The organism is Tsukamurella hominis (assembly GCF_965137015.1).
Classification (GTDB): domain Bacteria; phylum Actinomycetota; class Actinomycetes; order Mycobacteriales; family Mycobacteriaceae; genus Tsukamurella; species Tsukamurella hominis.
Genome location: NZ_CBCRZG010000015.1, coordinates 121,006 through 131,451, shown reverse-complemented (window position 1 = coordinate 131,451; position 10,446 = coordinate 121,006). Strand labels below are relative to the sequence as shown.

The window sequence follows — 10,446 nt, the reverse complement described above, 5'->3', positions numbered from 1 at the left end:
CCCCGGTGCCGCGCCCCACGCCCGCCCCGGTGCTCGCCGCGAGCAGCCGCTGACCGCCGGGGTGCGATAGTGCTGGGGTGACCTTCGAGGAACTCGTGAAGTACAACGCCTCCCTGCCGTTCAACAGGTGGGCCGGTATCGAGGTGCTCAGCGCCGATCTGGAGGAGGTCGTGCTCCGGCTCGAGCGCCGCGACGACCTGTGCCAGAACGTCGGCGGCCTGCACGCCGCGCTCATCGCCGGCGTCCTGGAGAACGCGTGCGGCTACGCGCTCGCGATGCACCCCGGTGCGGGCGGCCTCGTGACCCAGATGGACACGCAGTTCCTGCGCCCCGCGCAGGGCGAGGCCTTCCTCGCCGTCGGCCGGGTGGTCAAGCCCGGTAGCAAGCAGAGCTTCTCCGAGGCCGACTTCTTCGTCGAGGTCGACGGTGCGCGCGGGCCCCGGTTCGCCACGGCCCGCGCGCTCGTCGTCCCCTCCTAGCCGCTCAGGAGCGGGGCCGGAACCGGCGCACCACCCGGTAGAGGCCGTAGAGCACCAGCAGCACCGCGGCCCACGGCAGCACCGCGCCCACGATCACCAACAGCCAGCGCCCGGTGGCGAGGAGAGCGTCCCAGCCGTCCCGCAGCCCACCCGTGAATCCTGACCGGTCAGCGGTGACGGTCGGCTTCTCGATGGACACCGTCACCGTGGAGAGGGAGACCCGGTCCCCGATCGCCGCGCGTCGTGACTGCAGGGATTCGAGCTCCTGCTGGCGCGAGGTCAGCGCGGACTCCGCCGCGATCACCTGGTCGGTGGTCTCGGCCTTCGCGAGGATCGCCGTCAGCCGGTCGACGGAGACCTGGGTCGCGCGGATGCGCGCCTCGAGATCCACGACGGTGCCGGTCACGTCCTCGTGCTCCAGCTGCACGCTGCCGACCTCGCCGAGCCCGCCGATCTTCTCCACCAGCTCGTTCACCTCGTCGTTCGGCACCCGCAGCGTCAGCTTCGCGCGGGCCTTCTCGCCGCCGGTCTCGGTGCGCGCGTCGACGCGCCCACCGAGCCGCTCCGCGGTCGCGGCCAGCTCCCGGGCCGCCGACGCCGGATCGGCGTTCGTCACGTCGACGGTGCCGGTCGTGATCACCTGGCGGTCCGTCGGCGCGTTCGCCGGGGTCGACGGTGCGGCCGGGCCCGTCGTGGGGGCCGCCTTCGGGGTGGGGGCGACCGCGGCCTGGCCGCCCGTGATCGGCGCGGACTCTGCGGCCCCGCGGCCCCCGGCCTGGGGTGCCGGTGGCTGGTAGAAGGCCGAATCGCTCGTGCCGCCCTGGAATTGGCTCGCGACGACGCCACCCACGGCCACCACGGCGATCGCGGCGGCTGCGGCGATGCCCATCGTCCGGTGCTTGCGGCGGGTGCGGCGCGCCTGCAGGTCGTCGCCGACCTCGGTCATGACGGCGGAACGCATCGCGGCGAGCCGGTCGTCGGTGAGGATGTCGTCGGGGGTGATCCGGGTGGTCATGACTGCTCCCTCAGGGTGCTCAGGTCGGCGCGCAGGCGGCCGCGCAGCCGGGAGACGCGGTTGCGCACGGCGGCGTGGGTCACGCCCACCTCGGCCGCGGCCCGCTCGTAGGTCTGTTCGTCCTCCACGCACAGGCGGTAGAGGCGCTGGTCGGTGGGGGACAGGGCGCCGACCGCGTCGGCGATGAGCGCTCGGATCTCCGCGGCGAGCACCTCGTCCTCGGGCGACGGCGCCGCGCCCGGCGGTTCGGCGTCGTCGAGCGTGGCCGATCTGTCGCGGACCGCGGAGAGTCGTCTCCCCGCGTTGAGCGCGGTGTACCGCGCGGTGGTCAGCAGCCACGGGAGCACCGACTCGTCGACGATCCGCACCGCATCGATGCGGCGCCAGAGCGTGAGGAAGGTGTCCTGGGCGACTTCCTGCGCGGCGTCGGCGTCGCGCAGGACGGTGTACGCCTGCCAGTAGACGGGGCGCACGTGGCGGTCGTGGATCGCCGCGAACGCCGACCCGTCGCCGCCCGCGGCGCGGGCGAGGAGGGTCCGGTCCGCGGACTCGTCGGTTCTCATCGTGGACGTCACACCCCCTCTATGTCGCCGGGGCGGCCGACCGTCTCACCCGGACCCGACGGTGCCGGTCAGAAGGTCAGGTGGATGCCCTCTCCGTCGACGGTGACCGTCACCGCGGTCAGGTCGTCGACGTGCACGTCGGGGGAGAAGCGCGCCGCCTGCGGGCCCACCCCGACCACGCGCATCCCGGCCGCCTTCGCCGCGGCGATGCCGGCCTCGGAGTCCTCGAAGACGATGCAGTCGGCGGGATCGATCCCGAGGAGCGCGGCGCCGCGGAGGAAGCCCTCGGGGTCGGGCTTGCTCGCCCGCACGTCCTCGGCGGTCACGCGCACCGCGGGCAGGGGCAGCCCGGCCGCGCCCATGCGCGCTGTGGACAGCGGGACGTCCGCGGAGGTCACCAGGGCGTGCGGCGCACCGTCCAGCGCGGCGAGGAAGGCGGGCGCCCCCGGGACGGGGACGATGCCCTCGGTGTCGGCGGTCTCCTGGGCGAGCAGTTCGCGGTTCTCCGCGAGATTGACCTCGACGGGGCGATCGGGCAGCAGCTCCGCCATCGTCGCGTGGCCCTGGCGGCCGTGCGCGACGGCCAGCACCGCCGCGGGATCGAGGCCCTTCTCCCGCGCCCACCGGCTCCAGCACCGTTCCACGACGGCGTGCGAATCCACGAGCGTGCCGTCCATGTCCAGCAGCAGAGCGCGACCGGTGAGCATGCATGTCCTCCTGAGATGGGCGTGTGGGCCCAACGATACGGACGGCGCGGGGAGTGGCGGCGCGGATCAGCGGGGGACGACGAGGTCCGGCGTGAGCTCCGCGACGCGGACGGCGCCTGCGAGGCCCATGCCGTGCCGGAGCTCGTCGAGCAGCCCGGCCAGGACCGAGCGGACCCCGTCGGCGCCGGAGACCGCCAGGCCCCACAGGATCGGCCGGCCCACGAAGACGGCGTCCGCGCCCAGGGCGAGGGCGGCCAGCGCGTCGAGACCGTCGCGGACGTCGCCGTCGGCGAGCACGGTCGCGTCGGCGCCGACGGCCGCCGCGACCTGCGGCAACGCCTGCGCGGGCGCGACGGTGCGCCCCAGCTGCCGGCCGCCGTGATCGCTCACCCACACCCCGGCCGCGCCGGCGTCGACGCACCGCCGGGCCTCGTCGGCGCGCAGCACGCCCTTGACGATCACGGGCAGCCCGGTCAGGTCGGCGAGCCGCCCGATGTCCTCGAGGGCGGCCCCCGCGTCCTGCTCGATGGCGGCCCACGCGTCGGCCCCGGGCGGCAGGTGCTGGGCGACGTTGACCAGGGCGAGATCGTCGTCCAGCGGCGGAAGCCCGCGGCCCCCGGAGCGGCCCACGTAGGGGGTGTCGCCGGTGAGGACCAGCGCCGTCGCGCCGGCCGCCGCGGCCCGCTGCACCAGCGCATCGGTGATCGTCCGATCGCGCATGAGGTAGACCTGCTGCCACCACGGGCCGCACACCGCGGCGGCGACCTCCTCGATCCGGGTGGTCGCCCGCATGGACAGCACGAACGGAGCGCCGCACTCGGCTGCGGCGCGGGCCGCCGCCGCCTCGCCCCCGGGATGGATCAGGCGGTGGAAGGCCGTCGGCGCCACGCCGATGGGGGAGCGCCAGTCGCCGAGGACGCTCACGCCCGTGTCGATGGAGCGGACGTCGCGCAGCACCCGCGGCGCGAACCGCCAGCGCTCCCACGGTGACTCGCCGACGGTCGCGCCGCGCATCAGGTAGGCCCAGACCTCGGGTGGGAGCTCACCCTCCGCGCGGAGTGCGAGATCGTTCATGTCTTCACGATCTCACAGCCTGTTCGCGGCGGACTCACGGGCGACGACCGCGGGTTCCGGAGCGGCGCACGCGCGGTGGGACTAGGCTTGCACCCATGACGAGGTTCAGCCCCCTCGAATGGCCGGTGGTGCGGCAGCTCCGCTCCGGCGACGTCTTCGGCCGCGGCCCGGCCGTCGAGTCGCCGCGCACCCGCGCGCTCGAGCCGCGCACCAAGACCGCCGACCGCGTGGTGCAGAGCGTCTGCCCGTTCTGCGCCGTCGGCTGCGGCCAGAAGGTCTACGTCAAGGACGAGAAGGTCATCCAGATCGAGGGCGATCCGGATTCGCCCATCTCGCGCGGGCGGCTGTGCCCCAAGGGCTCGTCCAGCGAGCAGCTGGTGAACAACCCGCTGCGGCAGACCAAGATCCGCTACCGCGCTCCCCACGCCACCGAGTGGCAGGACCTCGACCGGGACACCGCGATCGACATGATCGCCGACCGGTTCGTCGAGGCGCGGCGCCACGGCTGGCAGGACTTCGACGAGCACGGGCGGCCGCTGCGCCGCACCATGGGCATCGCCTCGCTCGGCGGCGCCACGCTCGACAATGAGGAGAACTACCTCATCAAGAAGCTGTTCACCGCCGCGGGCGCCATCCAGATCGAGAACCAGGCCCGCATATGACACTCCGCCACGGTTCCCGGTCTGGGAGCCTCGTTCGGGCGCGGCGGCGCCACCCAGTCCCTGCAGGACATGGCCAACGCGGACTGCATCGTGCTCATGGGCGGCAACATGGCCGAGGCGCACCCCGTCGGGTTCCAGTGGGTCGCTGAGGCCAAGGCCCGCGGCGCGCGGGTGATCCACGTGGACCCCCGGTTCACCCGGACGTCCGCGGTGGCGGACCGGCACGTGCCGATCCGCGCGGGCTCCGACATCGTGCTGCTCGGCGGGCTCATCAACCATGTGCTCGCCACCGACGCGTACTTCCGCGACTACGTCGTCGCCTACACCAACGCGGCGGAGATGGTCGGTGAGGAGTTCCGCGACACGGAGGACCTCCACGGCCTGTTCTCCGGCTTCGACCCGGAGACCGGCAAGTACGACCAGTCGACGTGGCAGTACGCCGAGGGGCGCGACGAGACGCTGCAGGACCCGCGGACCGTCTTCCAGGTGCTGCGCCGGCATTACGCGCGCTACACCCCCGAGGTCGTGGCCGACATGTGCGGCATCGCGCCGACCGAGTTCGCCTACCTGGCGGACTCGATCACCAGCAACTCCGGCCGCGAACGCACGACGTGCTTCGGCTACGCCACCGGCTGGACGCAGCACACGATGGGCGCGCAGTTCATCCGCACCGCGGCGATCCTGCAGCTGCTGCTGGGCAACGTCGGGCGGCCGGGCAGCGGCATCATGGCGCTGCGCGGGCACGCCAGCATCCAGGGCTCGACCGACATCCCCACCCTGTTCAACCTGCTGCCCGGCTACCTGCCGATGCCCTCGGTGGGCAAGCACGACACCCTCGCCGACTACATCGCCGCGGTCCGCCCCGCCACCGGGAAGGGCTACTGGCAGTACGCCGACACCTACATGATCAGCCTGCTCAAGGCCTGGTGGGGCGACGCGGCGACGGCGGAGAACGACTTCGCCTACGACTACCTGCCGAGGCTCGACGGACCGGCGGGCACGTATCAGACCGCCGTCGACATGCTGGACGGGAAGGTCGACGGGTACTTCGTGCTCGGCCAGAACCCCGCCGTGGGCTCCGCGAACGGGCGGCAGCAGCGCATGGGTATGGCGAAGCTGAAATGGCTCGTGGTACGCGATCTCAACATGATCGAGTCGGCCACGTGGTGGAAGGACGGCCCGGAGATCGCCTCCGGCGAGCTCCGCACCGAGGACATCGGCACGGAGGTCTTCTTCATGCCCGCCGCCACCCACGTCGAGAAGGCGGGCTCGTTCACGCAGACCCAGCGGATGCTGCAGTGGCGCCACCAGGCCGTGCAGCCGCCGGGCCAGGCGCAGAGCGAGCTCGACTTCTTCTACGAGCTCGGCCTGCGGATCCGGGAGCGCCTCGCGGGCTCGACCGACGAGCGCGACCGTCCGCTGCTCGACCTCACCTGGGACTATCCGCCGGACGCGCACGGCAACCCGGACCCCGAGGCGGTGCTCTCGGAGATCAACGGCCGCTTCGTCTCCGGCGCCGACGCGGGGCGCAACCTCACCTCGTACACGCAGCTCAAGGCCGACGGCTCGACGATCGCGGGCTGCTGGATCTACACGGGCGTCTACGCCGACGGTGCCAACCACGCCGCCCGCCGCGTCCCGCAGGGCGGCGGCGGGATCACCCAGTCCGAGTGGGGCTGGGTGTGGCCCGCCGATCGCCGGATGCTCTACAACCGTGCCTCTGCCGACCCGCAGGGACGGCCGTGGAGCGAACGCAAGAAGTACCTGTGGTGGGACGAGGCCGCGGGCCGCTGGGCCGGGCCCGACGTCCCGGACTTCCCGGCGACGCTCGCCCCCGGCACCGTCCCCGAACCCGGGGCGACGGGCGCCGAGGCCCTCGCCGGCGACGATCCGTTCATCATGCAGTCCGACGGCAAGGGGTGGCTGTTCGCGCCGACGGGCCTGGTCGACGGTCCACTGCCCACGCACTACGAGGCGCAGGAATCGCCGGTGCGGAACGCGATCTACCCGCAGCAGCAGGCCCCGGCCCGGGTGCTGTTCCCGCGCGAGGACAATCTGGACGCGCCCAGTGCGGGCGACCCCGGGGCGGACGTCTACCCGTACGTCTTCACCACGTACCGGCTCACCGAGCACCACACCGCGGGCGGTATGAGCCGCTGGTCGCCGTATCTCGCGGAGCTGCAGCCGGAGATGTTCTGTGAGGTCTCGCCGGGGCTGGCCGCCGAGTGCGGCCTCGAGAACGAGGGCTGGGCGACGATCATCTCGCCCCGCGCCGCGATCGAGTGCCGCGTGCTGGTCACCGAGCGGATGCGGCCGCTGACGGTCGGCGGCCGCACCGTGCACCAGGTCGGCCTGCCCTACCACTGGGGCGTCGGCAGCGACGCCGTCGTGACGGGCGACGCCGCGAACGATCTCATCGGGGTCACGCTCGATCCGAACACGCAGATCCAGGAGTCGAAGGTGGGTTCCTGCACGGTGATCGCGGGCCGCAGGCCGCGCGGCGCCGCGCTGGAGGAGCTGGTGCAGCGCTACCGGGACCGGGCGGGCGTCACCGTCGAGACCGACAACGTGCGGCTGACCGCCCCGCGCCCCGGGGACGTCTTCCCCGACCCCGAGCGGGACGATCCGGAGCAGGAGGGGTTCACTCGATGGTGACGCGGACACGGCGACGAGGAGGTGCGCGATGGGACAGCTGACCGGCCCCACCGACCCGAGTGCCGACGCGCACTGGCACGTGCACGAGGCGCGGCGCGGGTTCTTCACGGACACGTCGATCTGCATCGGCTGCAAGGCGTGCGAGGTGGCCTGCAAGGAGTGGAACCGCAACCCGCGCGACGGCGACCTCGAGCTCACGGGCATGTCCTACGACAACACCGTCGCGCTCGGCGCCAGCACCTGGCGGCACGTCGCCTTCATCGAACAGGACGCCGAGCGCATCGAGCGGGCCCGCGAATCCGGTCGCGCCCTCGTCGGCCTGGGCATGCCGGCCGTGCGGGGCGCCGCTCCGGCGAGCGAGGAGATGCCGGCCTGGGGCGAGGCGGACGTCACCCCGCCCGACACCCCCGAGTTCCGCTGGCTCATGTCCTCCGACGTGTGCAAGCACTGCACCCACGCGGGCTGCCTCGACGTGTGCCCGACCGGCGCCATGATGCGCACCGAGTTCGGCACCGTCGTGGTGCAGAACGACATCTGCAACGGCTGCGGCACCTGCGTCGCCGGCTGCCCCTTCGGCGTGGTCGAGCGGCGCAGCGACGGCACCGTCGCCCCGACGGTCCGCGAGGGCCACCGCAAGGGCGAGCAGCCCCCGGTCGACAACCGCGGGATCGCGCAGAAGTGCACGCTCTGCTACGACCGGCTCCGCGACGACGAGACGCCGGCGTGCGCGAAGACCTGTCCCACCACGTCGATCAAGTTCGGCGAGCGGGAGGAGATGGTGGCGACGGCCCGCGAGCGGGTCGCGCAGCTGCACGCCCAGGGCATGACCGAGGCGCGTCTGTACGGCGCGAACGACGCCGACGGGGTGGGCGGCACCGGCTCGGTGTTCCTCCTGCTCGACGAGCCGGAGGTCTACGGCCTGCCTCCGGACCCGCGCGTGTGCACCGCCGACCTCATGACGATGTACAAGCGCGCCGGCACCGCCGCCGCGGGCATGATCGCCGCCGCCGCGGTCTCGTTCCTCTCGGCGCGGAAGAAGGGCCGCCGGTGACCAGCTCCGAATTCGATCAGTTCCGCCCGCCCCGGCCCGAGCGCCGCGGCAAGGGCGGCGGCAAGCGCGGCGACGGCGCGCCGAAGCGGCGCCGTCCCGACGACGTCATGGTGCCCGAGGCCGTGATCGAGCACGTGGACGGCTACTACGGCCACCCGATCGTGAAGCCGCCGCCGTGGGAGGCGCCCGTGGGCGCGTACCTCGTGCTCGGTGGTATCGCGGGCGGCTCCGGCCTGCTCGCCGCGGGGGCGCAGCTCGCGGGGTACCCCGCGCTGCGGCGCAACGCCCGCCTCGCCGGCCTCGGTGCCGCGGGGGTCGGCGCGCTCGCGCTGGTCGTCGATCTCGGTCGGCCGGAACGCTTCCTGCACATGATGCGCACCTTCAAGGTCACCTCGCCGATGAGCGTCGGCTCGTGGATCCTCTCCGGCTACAGCGGCATGATCGGCGTCGCCGCCGCGGCGGAGGTCGACCGCCTTCTCGGCGAGCGGCTCCCGCTCGGCCCGCTGCGCTCCGTGCTCCGGTTCGGGGAGGCGCCCGCCGGGCTCGGCGCGGCCGTCTTCGCGACCCCGCTCGCCGCGTACACCGCGGTGCTCCTCGCGGACACGGCGATGCCCACCTGGAACGCCGCCTACCGGGATCTGCCCTTCGTCTTCGTCAGTTCGGCGAGCCTCGCCGCCGGCGGCCTGGCACTCGTCACCACCCCGGCCGCGGAGGCGGCGCCGGCGCGGAACCTCGCGGTGCTCGGTGTGATCGGTGATGTGGCCGCGACGCGGATCATGGAGTCCCGCATGGATCCCGTGGCCGCGGAGCCGTTGCACCACGGCACGCCGGGCACGCTCATGCGCTGGGCGGAGCGTCTCGCGATCGCCGGGGGCGTGGGCGCGCTGCTCACGGGCGGTCGCCGGGGCCGGGTCCGACGGTGCCTCGCCGCCCTGTCCGGCGGCGCGCTCGTCGCGGCGTCGGCGTGCACCCGGTTCGGCGTCTTCGAGGCCGGCTTGGAATCGGCGAAGGATCCGCGCTACACGATCGAGCCGCAGAAGCGGCGGCTGGCGGCCCGCCGCGCTGCGGGGAACACGGGCGACTCGATCACCGGATGACGATGCGCCCGGCCGGCCCGGCCACGGTCCGGCCGATCACCGGGTAGCCCGGCACCTCGCCGACCACCAGCAGACCGCCGGAGGTCTGCGCATCGGCGAGGAACAGCAGGTCGTCCTCGGTGGCGCCGTCGGCGTCGAGGTGCGGCGCGACCCAGTCCAGGTTGCGCCGCGTGCCGCCGGAGACGAAGCCGTCCCGCAGGGCCTCGCGCGCACCGTCGACCAGCGGTACCGCGGCGGCGTCGATCTCCGCCGCGACACCCGAGGCCCGGCACATCTTGAACAGGTGACCGAGCAGGCCGAAGCCGGTGACGTCCGTGGCCGCGCGGGCGCCCGCTTCGAGGGCAGCGGCAGCGGCGTCCCGGTTGAGCGTCGTCATCGTGGCGATCGCGGCCTCGAAGACCTCGCCGGTGCGCTTGTGCCGGTTGTTGAGCAGTCCGACGCCGATCGGCTTGGTCAGGGTGAGCGGCAGCCCGGATGCGGCGGAGTCGTTGCGCAGCAGCCGGTCCGGGTGCGCGACGCCGGTCACGGCCATGCCGTACTTGGGCTCCGGATCGTCGATGCTGTGCCCGCCGATCACGGGGCACGCGGCCTCCTTCGCCACGGCCAGGCCGCCGCGCAGCACCTCGGTCATGAGTTCCATCGGCAGCTGTTCGCGCGGCCAGCCCACGAGGTTGATCGCCATCACCGGGCGGCCGCCCATGGCGTAGACGTCGGAGAGGGCGTTGGCGGCGGCGATGCGGCCCCAGTCGAAGGCGTCGTCCACGACGGGGGTGAAGAAGTCGGCGGTGGAGAGCACAGCCAGGTCCTCGGAGAGCCGGACCGCGGCGGCGTCGTCCCCATCGTCCAGCCCGACCAGGACGTCCGGCGCGATCTGCCCCTGCAGGCCCCGCACCGCGTCCTCGAGCTCGCCCGGCGGGATCTTGCAGGCGCAGCCGCCGCCGTGTGCGAAGGAGGTGAGCCGGGCGAGGTCTGCGGTCATGTCCCCCACGCTAGCCTCGACCGGACCCACCCGGCGGCCGGGGCGGGGGTCTATGTTGGTCGGCGGAGGTGTCCGGGTTCCTGGTGGGCCCCCCGGTCTTCAAAACCGGTGAGGTCGAGTATCTCGGCCTGGCGGGTTCGATTCCCGTCCACCTCCGCCACACG

Annotated in this window: 9 protein-coding genes and 1 tRNA gene; 5 read left to right on the top strand and 5 right to left on the bottom strand. The window is 73.4% G+C overall.

Going from position 1 to position 10,446, the window contains the following annotated elements:
- The first annotated feature begins 77 nt into the window (after positions 1 to 77).
- Positions 78 to 479 (top strand): PaaI family thioesterase, encoded by a 402-nt coding sequence (locus tag ACM9LD_RS18100; protein WP_068524504.1) that lies wholly within the window; start codon positions 78 to 80, stop codon positions 477 to 479.
- Between the two features lie 4 nt (positions 480 to 483).
- Here ACM9LD_RS18100 and ACM9LD_RS18095 read toward each other — a convergent pair whose 3' ends face one another.
- The 4 genes from ACM9LD_RS18095 to ACM9LD_RS18080 all read right to left on the bottom strand — a co-directional run bounded on the left by ACM9LD_RS18095 (position 484) and on the right by ACM9LD_RS18080 (position 3,838).
- The gene (locus ACM9LD_RS18095; protein ID WP_415677950.1) at positions 484 to 1,494 is read right to left on the bottom strand and encodes a DUF4349 domain-containing protein; all 1,011 of its coding nucleotides are present in this window, start codon (positions 1,492 to 1,494) and stop codon (positions 484 to 486) included.
- The gene (locus ACM9LD_RS18090; protein WP_415677949.1) at positions 1,491 to 2,057 is read right to left on the bottom strand and encodes an RNA polymerase sigma factor; all 567 of its coding nucleotides are present in this window, start codon (positions 2,055 to 2,057) and stop codon (positions 1,491 to 1,493) included. Before ACM9LD_RS18090 ends, ACM9LD_RS18095 begins: the two co-directional genes overlap by 4 nt.
- A 68-nt stretch (positions 2,058 to 2,125) precedes the next feature.
- Positions 2,126 to 2,764 carry an HAD-IA family hydrolase gene (locus ACM9LD_RS18085; RefSeq protein WP_415677948.1) on the bottom strand — a complete coding sequence of 213 codons (639 nt, stop codon included), beginning with the start codon at positions 2,762 to 2,764 and terminating at the stop codon, positions 2,126 to 2,128.
- 66 nt (positions 2,765 to 2,830) lie between these two features.
- Positions 2,831 to 3,838, bottom strand: a complete 1,008-nt coding sequence (locus tag ACM9LD_RS18080; RefSeq protein ID WP_415677947.1) for an alpha-hydroxy acid oxidase — start codon at positions 3,836 to 3,838, stop codon at positions 2,831 to 2,833.
- Positions 3,839 to 3,933: 95 nt separating this feature from the next.
- Here ACM9LD_RS18080 and fdnG point away from each other — a divergent pair, with 95 nt between their 5' ends.
- Genes fdnG through nrfD form a run of 3 tightly spaced genes read left to right on the top strand, consistent with a single transcriptional unit; the run spans position 3,934 to position 9,303 of the window.
- Positions 3,934 to 7,155: a formate dehydrogenase-N subunit alpha gene (gene fdnG / locus ACM9LD_RS18075; RefSeq protein WP_415677946.1), complete on the top strand. Its 3,222-nt coding sequence runs from the start codon at positions 3,934 to 3,936 to the stop codon at positions 7,153 to 7,155.
- Positions 7,156 to 7,183: 28 nt separating this feature from the next.
- On the top strand, positions 7,184 to 8,206 hold the full coding sequence (locus ACM9LD_RS18070) for a 4Fe-4S dicluster domain-containing protein (protein ID WP_415677945.1): 1,023 nt from the start codon (positions 7,184 to 7,186) through the stop codon (positions 8,204 to 8,206).
- Positions 8,203 to 9,303 carry an NrfD/PsrC family molybdoenzyme membrane anchor subunit gene (gene nrfD, locus ACM9LD_RS18065; protein ID WP_415677944.1) on the top strand — a complete coding sequence of 367 codons (1,101 nt, stop codon included), beginning with the start codon at positions 8,203 to 8,205 and terminating at the stop codon, positions 9,301 to 9,303. The genes ACM9LD_RS18070 and nrfD overlap by 4 nt, the downstream gene beginning before the upstream one ends.
- Here nrfD and selD read toward each other — a convergent pair.
- The gene (selD, locus tag ACM9LD_RS18060) at positions 9,293 to 10,282 is read right to left on the bottom strand and encodes a selenide, water dikinase SelD (protein WP_415677943.1); all 990 of its coding nucleotides are present in this window, start codon (positions 10,280 to 10,282) and stop codon (positions 9,293 to 9,295) included. The two genes, nrfD and selD, sit on opposite strands and share 11 nt — an antisense overlap.
- Positions 10,283 to 10,346: 64 nt before the next feature.
- Between selD and ACM9LD_RS18055 the strand changes: the two genes are divergently transcribed.
- Positions 10,347 to 10,442: transfer RNA gene (locus ACM9LD_RS18055), tRNA-Sec, on the top strand.
- Positions 10,443 to 10,446: the final 4 nt, after the last annotated feature.